This window comes from Streptomyces sp. Edi2 (assembly GCF_040253635.1).
Taxonomy (GTDB): domain Bacteria; phylum Actinomycetota; class Actinomycetes; order Streptomycetales; family Streptomycetaceae; genus Streptomyces.
This window is the reverse complement of sequence record NZ_JBEJGX010000001.1, coordinates 236,521-254,715: the sequence shown is the minus strand read 5'-3', so window position 1 is coordinate 254,715 and position 18,195 is coordinate 236,521. Positions and strand designations below refer to the sequence as shown.

Annotated in this window: 19 protein-coding genes; 17 read left to right on the top strand and 2 right to left on the bottom strand. The window is 69.1% G+C overall.

Annotation, left to right across the window (positions count from 1 at the left end):
• Positions 1 to 137: 137 nt before the first annotated feature.
• From ABR737_RS01345 to ABR737_RS01265, 17 genes are all read left to right on the top strand, one after another.
• Positions 138 to 890, top strand: coding sequence for a hypothetical protein (locus ABR737_RS01345; RefSeq protein ID WP_350248303.1), 753 nt, complete (start codon positions 138 to 140; stop codon positions 888 to 890).
• A gap of 264 nt (positions 891 to 1,154) precedes the next feature.
• Positions 1,155 to 1,991: a hypothetical protein gene (locus ABR737_RS01340; protein ID WP_350248302.1), complete on the top strand. Its 837-nt coding sequence runs from the start codon at positions 1,155 to 1,157 to the stop codon at positions 1,989 to 1,991.
• A gap of 364 nt (positions 1,992 to 2,355) precedes the next feature.
• Positions 2,356 to 2,709: a hypothetical protein gene (locus tag ABR737_RS01335; protein WP_350248301.1), complete on the top strand. Its 354-nt coding sequence runs from the start codon at positions 2,356 to 2,358 to the stop codon at positions 2,707 to 2,709.
• An 81-nt stretch (positions 2,710 to 2,790) separates the two neighbouring features.
• A complete protein-coding gene (locus ABR737_RS01330) occupies positions 2,791 to 3,060 on the top strand; it encodes a hypothetical protein (protein WP_350248300.1) in 270 nt (89 codons plus the stop codon).
• A 62-nt stretch (positions 3,061 to 3,122) separates the two neighbouring features.
• Complete coding sequence (locus tag ABR737_RS01325; RefSeq protein ID WP_350248299.1) at positions 3,123 to 4,106, top strand: hypothetical protein; 984 nt, start codon at positions 3,123 to 3,125, stop codon at positions 4,104 to 4,106.
• Positions 4,107 to 4,173: 67 nt separating this feature from the next.
• Positions 4,174 to 5,187, top strand: coding sequence for a DNA methyltransferase family protein (locus tag ABR737_RS01320; protein ID WP_350248298.1), 1,014 nt, complete (start codon positions 4,174 to 4,176; stop codon positions 5,185 to 5,187).
• A gap of 39 nt (positions 5,188 to 5,226) precedes the next feature.
• The gene (locus ABR737_RS01315) at positions 5,227 to 5,955 is read left to right on the top strand and encodes a hypothetical protein (RefSeq protein ID WP_350248297.1); all 729 of its coding nucleotides are present in this window, start codon (positions 5,227 to 5,229) and stop codon (positions 5,953 to 5,955) included.
• A 315-nt stretch (positions 5,956 to 6,270) separates the two neighbouring features.
• Entirely contained in the window at positions 6,271 to 7,293 is a 1,023-nt protein-coding gene (locus tag ABR737_RS01310) for a DUF932 domain-containing protein (protein ID WP_350248296.1), read from the top strand.
• A gap of 316 nt (positions 7,294 to 7,609) precedes the next feature.
• Positions 7,610 to 8,815, top strand: a complete 1,206-nt coding sequence (locus ABR737_RS01305) for a DNA polymerase III subunit beta family protein (RefSeq protein ID WP_350248295.1) — start codon at positions 7,610 to 7,612, stop codon at positions 8,813 to 8,815.
• A 149-nt stretch (positions 8,816 to 8,964) separates the two neighbouring features.
• Positions 8,965 to 9,330 (top strand): hypothetical protein, encoded by a 366-nt coding sequence (locus ABR737_RS01300; protein ID WP_350248294.1) that lies wholly within the window; start codon positions 8,965 to 8,967, stop codon positions 9,328 to 9,330.
• 55 nt (positions 9,331 to 9,385) lie between these two features.
• Positions 9,386 to 9,553, top strand: a complete 168-nt coding sequence (locus tag ABR737_RS01295; RefSeq protein WP_350248293.1) for a hypothetical protein — start codon at positions 9,386 to 9,388, stop codon at positions 9,551 to 9,553.
• Positions 9,550 to 9,912 (top strand): hypothetical protein, encoded by a 363-nt coding sequence (locus tag ABR737_RS01290; RefSeq protein ID WP_350248292.1) that lies wholly within the window; start codon positions 9,550 to 9,552, stop codon positions 9,910 to 9,912. Before ABR737_RS01295 ends, ABR737_RS01290 begins: the two co-directional genes overlap by 4 nt.
• Positions 9,913 to 9,939: 27 nt before the next feature.
• Positions 9,940 to 10,302 carry a hypothetical protein gene (locus ABR737_RS01285; RefSeq protein WP_350248291.1) on the top strand — a complete coding sequence of 121 codons (363 nt, stop codon included), beginning with the start codon at positions 9,940 to 9,942 and terminating at the stop codon, positions 10,300 to 10,302.
• Positions 10,303 to 10,601: 299 nt separating this feature from the next.
• Positions 10,602 to 12,692 (top strand): NAD-dependent DNA ligase LigA, encoded by a 2,091-nt coding sequence (ligA, locus tag ABR737_RS01280; RefSeq protein WP_350248290.1) that lies wholly within the window; start codon positions 10,602 to 10,604, stop codon positions 12,690 to 12,692.
• Between the two features lie 121 nt (positions 12,693 to 12,813).
• A complete protein-coding gene (locus ABR737_RS01275) occupies positions 12,814 to 13,338 on the top strand; it encodes a PH domain-containing protein (RefSeq protein ID WP_350248289.1) in 525 nt (174 codons plus the stop codon).
• Entirely contained in the window at positions 13,335 to 14,633 is a 1,299-nt protein-coding gene (locus ABR737_RS01270) for a PH domain-containing protein (protein WP_350248288.1), read from the top strand. Before ABR737_RS01275 ends, ABR737_RS01270 begins: the two co-directional genes overlap by 4 nt.
• A gap of 68 nt (positions 14,634 to 14,701) precedes the next feature.
• Positions 14,702 to 14,923 (top strand): hypothetical protein, encoded by a 222-nt coding sequence (locus ABR737_RS01265; protein WP_350248287.1) that lies wholly within the window; start codon positions 14,702 to 14,704, stop codon positions 14,921 to 14,923.
• A 147-nt stretch (positions 14,924 to 15,070) separates the two neighbouring features.
• Here the strand turns inward: ABR737_RS01265 and ABR737_RS01260 are convergent, their stop codons facing one another.
• Positions 15,071 to 15,472 (bottom strand): hypothetical protein, encoded by a 402-nt coding sequence (locus ABR737_RS01260; protein WP_350248286.1) that lies wholly within the window; start codon positions 15,470 to 15,472, stop codon positions 15,071 to 15,073.
• A gap of 122 nt (positions 15,473 to 15,594) precedes the next feature.
• Positions 15,595 to 17,643, bottom strand: a complete 2,049-nt coding sequence (locus ABR737_RS01255) for a hypothetical protein (RefSeq protein WP_350248285.1) — start codon at positions 17,641 to 17,643, stop codon at positions 15,595 to 15,597.
• Positions 17,644 to 18,195: the final 552 nt, after the last annotated feature.

Below are 18,195 nucleotides of genomic sequence, written 5' to 3'. Positions count from 1 at the left end.
TCGGCGTTGTGGAGGCCGTGCGCGGCCTCCACAACGCCGACGGCTGACCATCTCGCGATTCCTGCCCCGACCGTCCGGCCCGGAGGCCCGTGGGCCCGGAGCGCGACCGAGCCAGACCGAACACGAAGGAACCGACCGTGATCACACTGAAGTTTGCCCTGAACGAGGTCATCGACGTCGCCACGCACGCGATGTTCTCCCCGCGCAAGACACTGCGCCCTACCTACGACCAGTCCAAGAGCGCAGAGCCCGTCTACGCCTCCCTGTGGTGGGTCAGGGACGGCAGCGGCACTTACCTGACCGGCAACTCCACCCACAAGAAGGCCCCGCGCGACGCGTACGCCGAGGGCTACGGCCCCGACGGCGGCGACGCCAGCGACCTCTTCGGCGGCGACTCCCGCGTGATCGACGCGATCCCGCTGCACGACCCGGCCACCCGCGCGTGCCTGCACTCCGACCTGCTCCGCGCGCAGCGGGCCGGCCACAACACACTGACCATCACGCTGACCCGCAGCGTCGTCAAGATACGCACCGGCCACAGGCCGGTGCCCGTCGTCCCGTACGGCCTCACCGCGTACACGCGTGGCATCGTCCTCCTGGCCCACGCCAAGGATCTGCATCTGACCTGGAAGACCGGCAAGGTCAAGCATCTGCTCCACCTGGCCGCGCCCGGACCGCACGGCGTCAAAGGGCACGTCATCGTCGGGGCCCGGTCAGGAAAGGTGCTGCGCGCGGCCCTCAGCTACCCCTCGCACCGGGACACCATCCAGATCGCGGCCGAAGGTACCAACGCAGTCCGCGAACTCCTCGCCGGTCTGTCGCCGTCGCCGTGCACGCCCGGCTGCACCGGGCCCGACGTCGACGCCTACTTCAATCGCGCCCTGCAGTAGCCGCCTCGCCGACCGACGGGTCGCAAACCGCCTCCTGCCGGTTAACTCCCCGGCGCAGAGCAACCGCCGCAGACCCGAACGAACTGCCTGATGCCCACTGCCACCGCAGTCTCACCGCTTGGCGGCCATGTGCACCGATGGTTGGGCCCTGTGCCGACCCATTAAAGACGAGTATCGACAACTTAGATTTGCCTCTGCGCGCATATATGAGTAATATCTAAATTGTCAGACGGGCACTGCCCCACCTCCTGTCGAAGGACTTCGATGACCGCCACCCTCGCCGATGCCCAGGCCGCCACCGCCCAGACGCTGGCCGTGATGACCGAGCCGCAGATCGACGCCCTGAACGCCGCAGTCGCCGCCGAGGTCGACCGCATCGACACCGCCCTTGACCGTGCGCGGGACCGCCTCTACGGCTCCCTGTGCCTGTCGAAGGTCTCCGAGCCCTACGGCCGCGGGTATCGCCAGGTGTGGCCGATCACCCACGACGAGGCCGAGCAGCGCGCCCGCCAGCACCTCACCGACGGCACCGAGCCTGACATGCGCACCAAGCTCATGGCCGGCGTGGCCGCCAGTGGCGCATACGCCGCGGGACTCGTCGGCGCACTCGACGCCATCGAGTCCCTGCGGGACGAGACGCGAACTCTCCTCCAAGGGGCAGGCGCGACCCTGGCCGCCGAATGGGACCGACGCGGAGGCTGGTCTCGGATGTTCCTGTGCCTGTCCAACGGCGGCCACATCCACGCCTCCCGCTCCTGCAAGTCCTTGCGCTGGGACACCCCGGTCGCATGGCTGCCGAAGCTGTCCGGCATGGAGTGGCGCGATGGATACCGCACATTCGCCGAGCAGGCGAGCGGGAGCAGCGAGGCCGTCATGTGCTCGATGTGCTTCCCTGAGGCCCCCGTCGAATGGACGCAGCCCGCCCCTGTCGCACCGGAGGCAGTCTGCGGCGCCTCGGGCCTGGATGGCTGGAATCTGCTGGATGACCGGCAGAAGCGCCGCTCCCGAGCTTTCGTGGACTGCCCTGGCTGCGGCAAGAAGGAGATGGCGCTCACCTCCACCTGGAAGATCCGCAAGCACAAGCCTGTACCGAAGGGCTAGCCCATCCAGCCTGGCCCCGGCGGGGCCAGGCTGCCCCGTTCGATCCGACCGTCCTGGGATCACAAGGGCTCTGAGTCGCGGGTGAGGGGCGGCCTAGGACTCACCCCCACTTTCGACGCTTATAGTTTGACATGTCGCGCACATGTGTGTATATTCTTAATTGTCGCGGGATTGCCCCGCGTCTCTGACTTCCAGTGCGAGTGCCGGACCGCACCGAACGCGGGCGTCTGCGCTCCGCCGCCCCTCCCTGCTGCCTCCCACCGAGGACACCGCCATGCCCCCTTCCCTTTCCAACTCCGCTCCGACTGCGACGGCTTGGTCTTCACTTCGGCGCCAGCGCGACGAAACCGCCGCGTGGGCAGCAGTGTCACGGGCCATCGACCGCGCAGTAGACGCGGTCAGCGAGCGCGGCCAACTCAAGAAGAACGCTGCCCGCGCAGCCCGCCCGCACCTGGCCGGCGCCCGGTTCCTCTACCAGCGCATAGCTGACCGGTACGTCGCGGACGCATGGACTGGCCTTGGCCGGATGTGGCGTCGCCGCCAGGTCCGGCGAAGTGCCTACACCCAGGCGTTCGAGGAGGCCCAGTGGTACCTGAACCGCCGGGAACGGGAGTGGGAGGGCCCGTTCGTCCTCCCTCCGCTCTTCCTGCGGCATCCCGGCGAGTTTCCGCTCCTGGAGCGCCTTGGCCGTCACCGCGCCCCGGCCGCGGCCATCTGACCGCCCGGCCGCCACCTGGCACGACTGCAACCTGCTCGCGGCGCACTGCCCGCGTAACCCACCCCGGAGGAGAGCGCTCCATTGAGCCTTGCCGAATTCAAGCGCCGCGCCACGCAGTGCACGACCTTCGAGGTCGAAAACTACCGCTTCCCCGACCGGTCCGGGCCGCGCACCGTGACTGGCATCAGTTCCACGCGTATCCGGGCGAGGCGGCCGGGCGCAGAGCACGAGGAGACGTACACGGCCTGGCCCAAGGCGAGCATGTGCCGCATCGAGGGCAACCGGATCACCTTCCTGCATGAAGGCAACGGCTCTGACTGCTTCACCTACGTCTTCCCCTTCCAGGTCTGACGGCCAGCCGGCCCGCACCAGACTTCGTCATCCCAGCACCGGGTACGAAAGGACCTCTGCCCTTGGATGCATTCATCGAGATCAGACGACGCAGGGAACTGGAGGACGAGGAGCGCCGCCGGCAGGCCGACAGGATCGGCCATCACCTGGCCGACGCGCTCAACGAGGCTGGGGTTGAAGGCGGCGGATGGACCCACCAGGCAAACCCGGCCTGCTACTTGAGTCTCGACCTCTTCCACTCTCGAGGTCTGCAACTGGGCCTCCGCCACGAACGCAGCCACCGCAAGGGAAACGCGGGGCGGATGCTGACCGTCAGCGGCGTCTACCCGCGCGGGTACTGCGGCCCCACCGCGAGCCCCGTCAACGTCGGCATCAACACGTCGGCCGACCACATGGCGCGCCGCATCGCGCAGTACCTGCTGCCGGACTACCTCAAGACTCTCGAGGTTGCTCTGGCTCAGCAGCGCAAGGCCCGGGAGGACGAGCATGCGCGCCGTGTGCTGAACCGACGCATGGAGCACACGCTGCCGGCGTTGCACGCTGCGTCCCACGAGTCTGAATCGGCCGCCCGCACTTATTCCTCGTGGTGGGCGCACACCCCCCTCACTCCCGACTCCCCGCGGGCCCGTGCGTCCGGCAGAGTACGGCTGAGTAGCGACGGGTCACGGGCCGAGGAGCTCAAGCTCTCCGACGTGCCTGCGGATGTGCTGCTCCAGATCCTCGCGTTGTTGAACCCCAATCCGCCCGTGGAGGGCCGGATCATGCCGCGCTCCGTCGCCCCCGCTCGGCGTGAGCTGTCCACGGTCCGCTTCGTCCCCGGTGAGGTGCTGTCTCTCTTGGCGCTGACCGCGGATGCCGGCGCTCCAGAGGCAAGCCGGACCGGCAGGCTCCTCCCTCCCGGTCTGACCGCCTCCACAGCGCCGGCCCGGGGACACCACGCGCTTAACCGCGAATTCGCCTTGCCCGAAGGCGTGCCCGCCGACCGGTCGAGCTCTGCTCATGACCTCGCGGACCGTGACCTGCACCGGCGCCTGATCGACGAATGAGCGCACAGCCCGGACGCACGGCCCGGGAGGCTGCCGCAGCCATGCGCGCCGCGGTGGCTGTCCTCCCTTGCGCCGACCCATCCCGCCACCAAGGAGGCACTGCCTGAACCACCACCCCGAGTCGAGCCCGGCCGGCCCCGCCCGGCACACACCTCGGTTCCCCACCCGCCGCTCCCCCGACGCCGCCTTCGGCGAGGCGATCGCCGACACCTGGCACCGCACCCACGGGGCCAAACGCCTGGACATACCTGCTGGCATCGTCGCGACCCTCGCGCTGTGGCCGACCAAGACTGAAGGCGCCTGGCACGCCCAACAGCTGGCGGACTTCATCGCCAACCAGCCCGCGGAGAAGTGGCCAGACACGGTCGGCGAAGTCGCCTCCGTGCACTGGGTGCAGCGTCCCGACCTGATCAGTACCGCCGCCCCGATTCTGCGCTGGGCCGAGGACGAGCACTCCCCCGACACCCTCTACGCGATCAAGGCCGTTGCCCTGACCGCCTTGAAACACGGGATCCTTCACCACACCGGCGACCGCGACCCAGCTCTACGCTCCGACACCGACCTAATGTCCTGGACGATCACCGCCCTGCGTCACCGCGGCGACCGTTCCTGGCTCGGCGAGTTCCACACGACCTCCGATGTCGCCGACGCCATGAGCCGGCTCTCGATGGGTGCCCACCCGCCCGCGGTGAGCTCGCTGTACGAGTGCGCCGGCGGCACCGGCGGCATGTTCCGCGCTGCGGCCCAGCACCTGCGTACCTGCAGCGTCGACCCTCGTCGGTGGACCTGGCATTTGCAGGACCTCGACCCCATCGCGGCTGCAGGCGCAGCCGTGAACTTCCTGATCTGGGACCTGGGACCGAACGCCACTGTCGCTTGCGGCAACGTGCTCAGTCAGGGCGACCTGCACACGCAAGCCCTCAAAGCTCGCGCCGAGCTCGAGGAGCTCCGCGACCGGTTGGCAGACAAAGCCGCCAGCACCGTGGCACAGCTGCGGACTCTTCGGATGCTCGAGGACCTGGGCATCTGCTCTCCCCCGCCGCACGCCCGGCCGGAGAACTCCGACCAGAGCGCCGCCTGACAGCTCCGCGCCATCATCCCCTCATCTGAAAGGGCCCTTTTGCCGCATCACGTAATCCAATTTAGCGGCGGGGCCGGATCCGCCCTGACCGCCGTACGCGTCGCCGAGCGGTACCCGGGGGAGCAGGTCACCCTGCTGATCGCCGACACCCGGGTCGAAGACCCGGACTTGTGGCGGTTCTCGAAGGACGTTGCCGACTTACTGGGGCTGGAGCTCACGGTTGTCCGGGACGGCCGCACGCCCTGGGAAGTATTCGCCGACCAGCGTTTCCTGGGCAATGACCGGCTCGCTCCGTGCACTTACTGGCTCAAGCAGAAGCCGTGCCGAGAGTGGATGGACGAGCATGCCCCGCCCGGGGACACCATCGCCTACGTGGGGATCGAGCCCAACGACCGTGACCGGCGTCGAATTGCCGCCATCGTCCGCAACTGGCTGCCCTGGCGCACCGAGTTCCCTCTCGCTGACGGTCCGGACGCCACCAAGGACGAGCTCCTGGAGGAAGTCCGTGCCCTGGGCCTCCGGCCGCCACGCCTGTACGAACTGGGGTTCTCCCACAACAACTGTTTCGGCTCCTGCGTGCGCGCCGGCCATCGACAGTGGAAGCACCTCCTGGCCACCCTTCCCGAGCGCTACGCCCACGCCGAAGCGAAGGAGGAGGAGTTGCGCGAGCTCCTCGGCGATGTCGCGATCCTGCGTGACCGCCGTGGGGGAACGAGCCGCCCGTTGCCGCTGCGTGAGCTGCGGCTCCGTGAGCAGTGCGCTGCCTGAACGCCTCGTCGGGGCAGCGGCCAACCAACAGAGAATCGCCACTCCGGCTCGCGGACACGTCGCCGGGCACCCAGGCGTATCTGGGGGCTCCTGCGGATTCCCGAGGACTTGGGCATCTGCAGGGCTCGGCTCCGGCCCGGCCGGAGTCCGGGCAGAACTGCATCCCATCTCGAGCACCCGGGCGTGCAGTGGGCGCGCGAGGCACACCGACGCAGTATTGACGCTTAACATTTGACTTCACGCACGCTCCAGAGTAATATCTTAAGTGTCAGAGGGCGCGAGGAGCGCCCCACAAAGCACACTGAGGAGTCGCTCTTGCCGCACGCTCTTGAGGTTCACGCAGATGGCACCACTTCCTTCGTATCCGCCAACGGAATCGACGCCTGGCACCGCCTGGGTACCGTCACCCGCGACGCACTGACCGCCGAGGAGGCTCTGTCCCTGAGCTACCTGGCCGGTTGGAACGTCCGCAAGCTCGGCGACGTGAGCGCCACCGAGATCACCGCAGACGGCACCACTCGGGTCGAGATGCCGGGCCAGTTCGCCACTGTGCGCACCAATCCCAAGACCGGCGGGACCGAGTACCTCGGCAGCGTAGGCAGCGTCTATGAGCCGGTGCAGAACGAGGAGCACTGCGAAATGCTCAACCTTCTCGTGGACGAGTCCGGCGCGCACTTCGAGACGGCTGGTTCGCTGCACGGCGGGAAGAACGTCTTCGTGACGATGAAGCTGCCGATGGGCGTGCAGATCGGGGGGTTCGACCGCCACGACCTCTACATCGCCGGTCTCAACAGCCACGACGGCAAGAGCGCCTTCCGTGTCCTGGCGACCCCGACCCGTGTCGTCTGCGCGAACACGCAGGCCATGGCGGAGCGCGACGCCCAGGCGTCCTACTCCATCCGCCACACCAAGAGCGCCAAGGGCAAGATCGCCGAGGCCCGCAAGGCCCTGGACATCATGTTCGCCTACGTCGAGTCCTTCGAGCGCGAGGCCGAGAAGCTGATCAATGAGTCGATGACCCTTGGTGAGTTCGAGAAGGTCTGCGAGCAGATCTGGCCCATGGACGAGCCGAACCCCGGTAAGCGCAAGATCGATAACCACCGGAAGCGGCTCAACTCCCTGCGCAACATCTACCTCAACGACCCCACCCAGACCGCGATCCAGGGCACCCGCTGGGGCGCGTACAACGCAGTCACCCGCTACCTGGACCACGTCGCCCCCGCCGGAAAGAACCCGGTCCGCGCCGCCGAGATGCGTGCGGTGCGCGCCGTGACCTCCTCCAGCGACAGCAACAAGGCCAAGCAGCGAGCCTACGAGCTGCTCGCGCTGGCGGCCTGACCGCTCCCGGCCGCCGGGTCCACCCGGCGGCCGGGTCCACGGCCCCGGCGCGCCGCCGTGCCGCCACAAAGCCGCCGGAGCGCCCGGCGGCCCGGATGACCGAAGACAGCGCCCGCCGCGGCCGAAGTCCCGCACGCCTGGACCGGTCGCACGCTCCGCCGCTCTCGCTCCCCGAACCGCCCGGCGCCGACGGTCCCACCGCCGCCGGCGCCATCCCCCGCCCCGCCGCCAAGGAGGCAGCATCTCCGCGTCCCCCGCCACCGCCCCGCAGTCCACCGTCAACGCCACCTCTGCCCCCGCCAAGCCGACCGCACGCATGATCCTCGACCACGGCCAGCTCACCCGCGCCCTGAAGATCGCCGAGTTCGGCGTCTGCGCGAAGGCTCCCATCGAGGCCCAGCGCGGCGTGCTCGTCGAGACGGGCCGCAAGCACGCGACGCTCACCACGTTCGACTATGAAACGGCCGTGTCGGTCACCATGGCGGGCCGGGCCAAGAAGGGCAGCAGCCTGCTGCACTTCGCACAGCTGAAGAAGGCTCTGGCGGCCATGGTGGCGGGCGAGACGAAGAGCCAGGCCGAAGGCACCGTGGTGTCCCTGACCGGCGACCTGCTGTCCACCGAGCACCTGACCGTGCCCATCGCCGCGCTGGAGCGCGAGGAGTTCACCCTGCCGCCGGAGCCGGTGCCCGCCATGGCGACGGTCGAGGCGGGGAAGTTCTTCGCCGAGCTCAAGCGCGTCCTGCCGGCCGCCGGACGTGACGACACCCTGCCGGTCCTCACCGCCGTCAATCTCACCCTGTCCGGCCAGACCCTCATCATGGCCGCGACCGACCGCTACCGCCTGGCCGAAGGCCGGGTTCAGGCCGAGGCGACCGTCCGCCCACCGGACAAGCCGCTGAGCGTCCTGTTCCCCGCGTCCGTCCTGGCCTCGCTGCTGAAGCTGTTCAAGACCTACGACGGCCCGGTCGGCATCGGCCTGCTGGGCGCGGACAGCGACATCCCCCGTGCCACGCTGTCGCTGGGGGACACCACGGTCACCGTGCGCGCCCGGGACGGGTTGTTCCCGGACTACTCTGCGCTCTTCCCGACCGAGTTCACCGCGAGCGCCCGCATGGACCGGGCGACGCTGGTGCGGGCCGCCAAGAAGGGCTTGGCCATGGTGCAGGCCGTGGGCGACACGCACGGTCCCGTCGCCCTGCTCTGGCGCGCCGAGGGCACGCTCGCCCTCGCCCTCGCCCCCGTCATCGCCACCCCCGGGGAGCAGGCCCGGGTCAGGGGCATGAGCGTCCCGTTCACTCTCACTTGCGGCACGGACGCCGACGTCGCGGGCATGAGCGTCCGCTTCAACCCCACCTTCCTGCTCGCCGCGCTCGACGCCTTCACCAGCAGGGAGTCCGTCACCTTGCACGTCAGCCAGTTCGAGGAGGGGCAGGCCCGCAAGCCGATCGTGCTGACCGCCGACGACGGCGAGGACACCTACCGGCACCTGCTGATGCCCATCCGGGTCGACCCGTCCAAGTAGTCCCCCTTCCGCCACTGCCGGACGCTCTCTTCCCCTCCCCCGGGGCGCCGCCCTCTCCAGGGTGGCGCCCCGCCGGAGCACCCCGGGAAAGGCCCGCCGGTCCCCTGCCACCAGAGCAGGTCGCCAACGTCCCGGAAGGACAGCCCCGCTTGCCCCTCTCACTGAATCTCGTCGACGACTGCGCCGAGCGGATCCTCCGCTACACCGGCACTGCCGACGATCTGGCCCCCGGGCACACCGACTACGACTTCCCGATGCGTCCCGCCGAGCTCCTGCTGACCTACACCCGGCGCGACCTCGGTGCCTGGCTGCTGGACAGCGTCGATGTCATCGGGCACCGCCCGCGCGCGGATGGGACCGTCAACGGAGGATCCCGCAGCCGCCAGCGTTACCACGTGGGGATCGACCCGTTCATCGTCACCACTGAGTTCGGCGTCCACGCCCCTCCCTGGCTGCGTGGCTTCGCCTGGAGCCACCGCGACCCGGATGCCGAAGCCGATACGCGGCCCGCATGAGTGCCTTCGGCCAATGGGCCTCCGGCCCCGACGACGACGAAGGCCAGGCCACGGCATGAGCGCCCTTGAAGGGGCTGGCCGTGACCTTCTGAGGCGGCTGCGCGCCGCCCAGCGCGAGCCGACCGGCGACACTCACGACCGCATCCGTGGCCTTTTCGAGGCGGACGCACTCGATCTGCTCCAAGCCCACATTCCCCTCACCGGCCAGGAGGTCCACGCATGACCACCACCACGTTCTCGGACGTCGTCCGCTTCGCCGCGGACCGCGCCACCCTCGACGACCTCGACCTGTTCTCCCAGGCCGCCAAGGAGGGCCAGGCAAGGCTGGACCAGGAGCGCATGGACTCCCTCACCGAAGGTCAGGACATCCGCCTGGACCGGCTCCAGGACAGGCAGCTCAACGACCTGACCGGGAAGATCCACAGCATCAACCTCACCTCGCGGCGTCCGGTGGCCGTCGTCGTCATCGACGAGAACTCGCTCTGGGCGCTCCAGGGACACCACGTCTACGCCCGCCGCATCCCGAAGGGCGCCACCAGCTACTCGCTCACGGTGCCGCTGGCCTGCGTCTTCTCCCGCTGACAAACGCCTACAACGTAAGGAACCCGCTTGACCTCCACCACCGAATCCCGCGCCGTCGACTGCGCCACCTACATCCGCGAACACGCGACGCCGGAGGAGTTGGAAATCCTCCAGGGGCTGGGCAAGCTGCGCCGGGAGGTCGTCTGGACCGTCCGGGGCAGCCTGGTGCGGATCGGAACGACCGTCGAGCTGTGCAACATGCGTCCGAAGTACCTCAACGGACTCGTCGGCACGGTCGCAAGTACCGGCAAGAACCGCAAGGGCGAGACCTTCGCCAACCTCACGCTTGAGCCCACCTCGTCCGCCCGCCTCGCCAAGTCCCGGCGCGGAGGGGGCCCCACCGACGTGCTCGAAGGCATCCCCCTCGTCGCGCTGCGCCCCCGCTCCTGACCAGCTGCGCATGGGCCCGGCGCTCAGCCGGGCCCGCCAGCAGGACGGCCCCATCCCGAACGCTGTGGAGCCCGCACGGCGAGGGCAGGCTGCGGAGTATTCACGCGACCGCGGCCCTCCCCACCGCATAGGCCCCACGGGCCCCGCCCCACCCGGCGCGGTTCCGCGCATTCCCATCGACGTCGCCGCCTCGCCTGAGTGCGGCGATGCCTCTCTCATCTGTCGGCCCGTTGCTCATCTACCGCGTGATGCGGCCAAGAGCCGGGCGGGCGGCCCCCTACCCCTGCGAAAGGTTCCGCTTGTCTTTGACCACCGCTGCCCCGATGCAGAACCGCGACGACTATCTCGATGCCGTCACGCTGATCCGCACTGCCTCCGCCGCCTACCACACCGACGGTGAGACCCCGCTGGACGACGCCACCTACGACCGTCTCCGCCAAGAGGTCGCCGCCTACGAGAGAGCACACCCCGGCCACGTCAGCGCCGTCTCCCCCACCGGCAAGGTCGCCGAAGGCGCGCTCGCCCCGGGAGCCGTCCCGCACACGGTGCCCATGGGCTCGCTCCACAACGTCACCACGCCCAACGAACTCTCCGGCTGGTACGCCAAGCTCGACCCCTCCCGCTCCCGCGGACTGACCGTGGAGAACAAGCTCGACGGCGTTGCGCTCGTCGCCCGCTACGTCAACGGCCGTCTGGTCGCGTTGCTCCTGCGTGGCAACGGCCGGCACGGCGACGACGTCAGCCACGCCATCAGCAACGACATCCACGGACTGCCCGAACAGCTCGCTGAGCCCTTCACCTTCGAAGCCCGCGGCGAGGTGGTGTTCACCTTCAAGCAGTTCGAGCGGGCCAACACCATCCGCGCACAGCACGGTGCGAAGCCGTTCTCCAGCCCGCGCGCCGCTGCGGCGGGCACGCTGCGGGCCACGAACCGGCTCTACCGGCTGGAGATGACGTTCTTCGCCTACCACGCCGTCGCCCTGCCGCTGGGCACCGGCAAGCCGCTGGCCGACGTGGAGACGCAGGCAGAGCTGATGGAGCAGGTGGCCGCCGCCGGAGTGCAGACCACCGCGGCCACCGTGCACGGGCTCCGTGTGGTCGCCACCGTCGCCGAAGCGCAGCGGTGTGTGGAGCAGATCGAAGCTGAGCGTGCCTCGCTGCCGTACGGCATCGACGGGGTGGTGATCAAGGCCAACTCCCTGGTGCAGCAGGCCGCCGCGGGCAGTGACGCGCGTGCTCCGTTGTGGGCGGTCGCCTACAAGCTCGCCCCCGCGGAGCGCGTCACAAAGCTCCTGGACGTGAAGTGGTCCATCGGCCGTACCGGAGTGCTGGCGCCGCGGGCAGTGCTCGCGGAGGTCGAGTTGGGCGGGAGCATGGTCTCCTCCGCCACCCTGCACAACCCGTCGGACATCGGCCGTTTGGACCTCCGGCTGGGCGATTCGGTGACCGTGATCCTCGCGCAGGACATCATCCCGCGGGTGCTCGCCCCGGTCGTCCACCTGCGGCCCAAGGCTGCGGAGCCGATCGAGATGCCCACGACGTGCCCGGTGTGTGGCGGCGGGCTGGACAAGAGCCAGGAGCGGTGGCGCTGCGCGGCGACGGCCGCCGGGACGACGTCGTGCGGACTGCCCGCGGCCCTGCTGTACGCGGCCGGACGCGACCAGCTGGACATCGACGGCCTGGGGCCGTCGGTCATCTCCGGCCTCATCGGGCATGGCTACGTCGCCGACATCGGGGACCTCTTCGCTCTGAACCACGACCAGCTCGCCCAGGCGGCGGGCGGCAGCACCGTGCTGGCGGACAAGCTGGCCGGGCAGATCGAGGCAGCCAAGGCCCGTCCGCTGCACCAGGTCCTGACCTCGCTGGGTCTGATCGGGACGGGCCGGGAAATCTCGGAGCGGCTGGCCGACCGCTTCGGTTCCATGAGCGCTGTGCTCGCCGCCGACACCACCGCGCTGCGGGCGGTGGACGGCATCGGCGCGAAGAAGGCGGCGCTGATCGCCGCCCAGCTGCCGCGTACGGCCAAGGTCGTCGCCAAGCTTGCCGCGGCGGGCGTCAACCTGACCGGCTCCGCCTCCGGCAGCGCCGGAGACACCACCACCGGCGGACCGCTGACCGGGAAGTCGGTCGTGGTCACCGGGACGATGTCCGGGAGCCTGGCCGGGTTCGACCGCGCTGGGATGCGGCACCTGATCAAGCTCGCGGGCGGCAGCCCCACGGAGAGCGTGTCGAAGAAGACGGGTCTGCTGGTCGTCGGCCAGCGGGCCGGATCCAAGGTCGCCAAGGCCGAAAAGCTCGGCGTCGAGCAGGCCGACGAGGAGACGTTCGCCGCCCTGGTCCGCGACTACCTCGAGGCCGCCTTGGATGCGATGGCCGAGAACCGCACCTGACGCAGTGCTGGGGCGCCCCCCTCCGGGCGCCCCAGCATCGCCGCGGCAGCGGCACCGCAAGCCCTGATCGACCGCCTCCCTGCGCACCAGCGGAGGGCGACCAATATCTGGAGGAGCTCTATTGACGACCTCAGCTGTGACCGGCCCGCCCTGTGAGCTGGAGGCTGTGAAGTACACGCCGCTGCCGCGGGCCGCCCTGGCACGGTGGCGCGTGATGCTCTCTCTGGCCACCTTGGCTGCCTGCTTCACGGTGGGCGGCTTGTTCGGCGTGCTCGTGCCCCGCGTCCTGCCGGCCGTTCCGGCCTGGCCGGCCTGGAACGTCGCCGGCGCCCTGGCCTGTGGGGGCCTGTGGCGTTGGTGGCGTATGGGTGCCGTCTGGCAGCGGTCCGGGTACCACCTCGCCGACAATGACCTGCTCATCCGCGGCGGCCTGTTCCGCCGCTGTGAGGTCGCGTTGTCCTACGGGCGGATCCAGACTGTCGCGATCGCATCCGGCCCGCTGCAGCGCAGGTTCCAGCTCGCCTCAGTGACGGTGACCACCGGCGCCTTTCACAAGGTGTGCGTGCACGACCTCGCACTGCCGGAGGCGGAGAGGGTGCGCGATGTTCTCACCCGGCTCGGCGTCGAACGGCAGGTGGCCCTTTGACCGCCACGACCGTCCTTGAGGGGCGGCTGCACCCCATCACCCCCTGGCGCCGGGCGTGGGCGGTGACCTGCGCCATCGTCGGCTTCGTCTTCCGCGACCTCCCAGAGTGGTTCCACGCCGCTCAGGGGTGGCCGCGATGGATCCTCGTACTGATCGCCGTATCCGTCTCTCTGGCCGGCGCCGGCTACGGCTATACGTCCTGGCGTGCGACGTCCTACCGGCTCACCACCGACGCGCTGCACTACCGCTGCGGCCTGCTCTTCCAGCAACGGCGCCGCTTCGAGCTCGCACACCTCCAGGCGGCCGACATTCGTCGTCCGCTACTGGGCCGCCTGATCGGGGTGTGCACGCTGCGCCTGTCAAGCTCCGGCCAGTCCAGTGACCTCGCCTATCTGGGAACCGAGCAGGCCGAGACGCTCCTGGCCGCTTTGCGCGGGCGCATGGCCGCGGACCTCCGGACCCCTGCGGCAGTCCGCGGCGCACCATCGGCTGCGACGGTCGGCGGGCAGGTGTTGCTCAAGGTGGCGCCGCGGGATCTCGCGGTGTCGTTGCTGCTGGATGCCCACACGATCCTGTGCGCTGCCGTGCTCGTGGTCGTGGGGATTGCACCGTACGTGGTGTCGAAGGAGCCGCTGGCGCTGGTGTCGGTAGCCGGTGTTCTCGGCCCGGTCTGGCGGTTGACCGGCTCCTGCTGGCCGCGTTGGCACGGCTGGACGCTGACAGCTGAACCTGGTGGGTTCCGGGCCGACTTCGGCCTCTTCAACACTCAGCACCAGACCTTCCGCCACCGGCGCACTCAGGCCGTGATCCTGGAACAGCCCGTGCTGTGGCGCCGGAGGGACTGGGTTCGCATCCGGCTGGCGGTCGCCGGATATCGGCAGGCGCAGCTCATCGCGCCCGTCTCTACCCGAGAAGACGCCGAACGTCTGATCGCCCGCCTGTACGGGACGGACGCGATCACGGCTCTGCGGAGCGTCCGTCCTGTGCCGCGCCGTGCCCGCTGGGTCACCCCGTTCAGCCACGCGCTGTCGTACTTCTCGGACGCGTCCCATGTCAGCGCCTGTCGGGGGATGTTCCTGCGTAACGTCGTGCATCTCAGCCTGGCCGACAAGGTCCAGCAGGTCGTCAGGGTCCAGGGCCCGTGGCAGCGTCGCCTGGGACTTGCCTCTGTCGAACTTCACCTCGCCGGCGGGCCACCCTTGACCGCCCGCCATCGCGATGCAGCCGAAGCTGCCGAGATCACCGTGGCCATGAGAGCTTCCCGGTTCACTAGCCCTGCGGCGCCAACCACCTGAGCCAGGCGGTCCCTGCCTCTTTACGGCATCGTGAGTCAACTAGCTGTTGCCTAGGGCAAGATGGGCTCATGACGTGGATGGGACAGACAAAGGGCGGCGGTCCGAAGTACAACACCCCTCAGCAGAATGCCGCAGCCGTCGCACGCCTCCTCATCGAGCGCGGGTACGCCGTGAGCGGCGCAACGGACAAGGCTCGCCGCACAAGCCCCTGCCCCGGGATGCCTCTCCCGCCGGACATCCTGCTCAATGCCGGGAAGCCGAAGGCCGACGACCAGCACGAGACACCCTAATCGGGTGCTTTTCGCACCGTGGTGCCGTGAACACGGCTCCCCTCCAAGACTCCGTACACGCAGCGGTACGGGGCGATGTCCACGATTTTGAGTCGGGGCAGCCTCTGCAGGCTGCCCCCGATTTACGCGTCTCAAGCCGTGGCGATATCAGCGTGTCCGCGCTGGTGGCTTCGTAGCCCGGCGATGCAGCAGGGATCCCAGCCTGAACAGGCCGACCGCCGCCAACAGGGCAATGGGCAGCGTCAGCACCACCGATGTCATGTTCCCCTCGCCCTCGCGAGGGGCCAGGGAGAAGGTGCTCGACGGGATCCACACAGCCATGGCGATGAACCCCGCCAAGCGTGCGAAGTCGAACGCAACGGCGGCCCGGGCCCAGCCATGCGCGACGTGCCCGGGCGTTGCCGCTTCGCGCTCGGTCGTGATCACGCTGGCGAGCGGGCTGCTGTCGTTCCTCTTCCGGCTGGTGGACAGTGCCAGCAACACGAAGAGCGCGAGGGCCGCCAACAAAATCGCCACCTGCTGCTCCCGGGAATCGGTCAGCGTGAGCACCAAGAGAGTGAGCGCGACGGCACCTACCCAGGAAACGGCACGGTGCACGTAAGGGCACAGCCGGTGGGGACACCGGATCGAGGGATAGCAGTTTTCGTCGGCATGCGGCGTGCCGGTCGCCCTCATGCGCGAGCTCCCAGCGCCTCGGCCACCTGGCCAACGAGCTCCCAGCCCACGGCGACAGCTTGCCGGTGCAGTGGACGGCGCCCGCCACCCCAGGACTCCATCGCGGGGTGCCGGGAAATGAGGACAAGCCCGGCGAAGCCCTGCCCCCGCAGCGCTTCCGTGACGTCAGCGAGCTGGTGCTGATCGGCGTCGTCACGTACGTGATTGAGCGCGACAACAACGGGCACACCACCCGGAAGGTCCCAGAACTGAGTGCGAAGCTCCTCAACTACTCGATCCGCGGGCCAGGGATGGTGTAGGTATTCGATCAGGTCAGCGAACTTTTCACGGAGTTGCTCTTCCTCATCCTCATCGGCGGCCTTCCACAGTGGCAGCTCCTGCTGCCACAGCTCCTGGCCCCATGTTGCAAGGGCCCGGTCCTCGATTTCCGCCTTGAACTGGGCGAAGATGGCGGCCACTTCGTCCTCGCTCGGCATGCCAGGCGCGAGCCCGGCCAAGTTGCGCTGCCGGTTGCGTTCGGCCCACATCTGGGCTACCTCCGGCCACTCGTCCGGATAGCGCTCGGCTCCTTCCTTGGAAAGGAACGCGATGTAGTCCGCACGCCATGCCCGGAGGTGGGGCGATTCCTCTTCCGCCGGAAGTTCCGAGCCGGCGTCGTCGTCCCGATGAATCTGGCGCATGTCCCCGTCGTAGTCGAGCCACCACCGCTCGACGTCGTCAGTGTCTGAGGCGTCGTAGACGGCGGTCTCCCCGTCCTCGGCCCGCGACTGCACGTACGCCTCGAAGCTCACGTCGAGGTAGGCCAGCAGCCCGCGGCGGACACTGTCGTGCCGGTGGAGAAAGTCGTGGAACTCGTCGTCGATCCATTCCCAGAACCGGGGCTTTGGGGGGCGGTGGTCGATGGTCTCGGTGTCGTACCACTGGGTTTTGCCATCGGCCAGCGCCAGGACCGCATCGGCCGCTGCGGCGAGATGCCGTTGCTGGACGGCGTTGCCGGCGTCGACGATGACGACGTCGTAGTCGTTGCGTGCCGCTGCAATCATCTGCTCGGCGGCCTTGGTGTCCTGTGGCAACGTCGCCATCCGCAGCGCCCTGGGATTCGGCAGGTGGTCGCCGATGTCCTGCCACTGCTCTGTCCTGTCCCGGTGCCCGAGCAGCGCAGGCAGGCCGAAGTGGTCGTCGGGTACCAGAATGCCAACGCGTGTTCCGGAGTAGGCGAGGACGCAGGCCATGATGTAGGTGATGGTGGTGCAGCCGCGGCCGCCCTTGCCGTCACTGGAGGTCACAGCCACCACTCCGCGGAACCCGTCCGCTCGCGGGCCTCTCGCACGGGGAGCGATCCGCGCGGGATCGGGGCCTTCGAGTTCTTCGTGCCGGGGCGGACGGTGCTCCCAGCCGGGTGGGCTGGTGATGGCCAAGCCCAGCCGGCGCAGAGCGCGGCTCCACAGCTCGATGTCCGAGGCGTCGATCTCCGCCGTGATGCGGGCCCAGGCCCGCTGCTCGTCTTGCGAACTCGCGTCTGTCTCCCACAACGGCTCTCGGCCGGCAGCCTCGGCGATGTCGCGGGCACGACCGAGTTCGACCTTCGGCCGGTGCGGCATCCAAGAGGGCCAGCGCAGCTCGACGTAGGCGCGGTGCCCGGCCCGCGCGAGGATGAGGCTGTCGTTGGGGCGGGTGGGGCGGGGGCGTGCGCGCAGTCCGGGAACCCCGATCACTTCGCCGTCGGGCGTGCGGGTCGGCAGCAGCCGGGCCAGAAGCTCCGCCAGGTGCTCCGGGGCCGGCCACAGCACCAAGCTGTCGACTCCGGGGCTGACTCCCGTCAGACCGTATGCTGCCCCGGCCACTTCCAGTGCGGGGAGTGTCGGGTGAGGATGTGCCAGGGTTCGCAGCAGGGATGCTTCGAGGATGCGCTGGCCGTGGGCGGACGCATCGGGGACCAGGCCGAAGTGCTGGCCGTGGTATCGGTAGAAGGTCCGCGCGGCGGCCGCCGGCTCGCCGGTGTAGCGGGTGCGAAGGCGTACAGGCTGACGTTCGCTGGCTTTCATTTGTGACCCATCCGCGGCACGACGCCCCGGACCAGCGCGCCGACAGACGCAGGAATATGTCTTGCTGAACTGACGTGACGAATGCGTCTCTTTCCGCCATGTCGCACCGTTGGGTCCGGGCCAACTCAGTGCGGACGGAGGCAGCAGTCTCTGCCCAGGGACACCATATCTACTCCCTTGCCGTGGTGGTAGACAACCTGGGCCAGGCCCTGCTGCGGACTGCCTCCGTGGCGGTCGCCAGTGCGGGGCGCTCGGGTGGTCTGCTGGTCGGAATCCGCCGCTTGCGAGGCCCTGAACCGGTTGGCGATTTCGGAGAACGGGCACGCGACCAGCGGATGTCTCACAGGTCGAGTTCTTGCGAACGACCGGGCGGTGCCCGGTACTTCTCGCTTTGCAGGAGGCGCGCCATTCCGCGCCTGGTCTATGGATGTGCTCGGCTCGGCTGCAGGACGTGGACGTGGGGTACTGGGCAGGGGCCGTCGAGCTTGGGTCGCGCGACACACTGGCGTTGATTTGTTCGATTCTGGGGGTGTGTGCGAGGCTGTCTGTGGG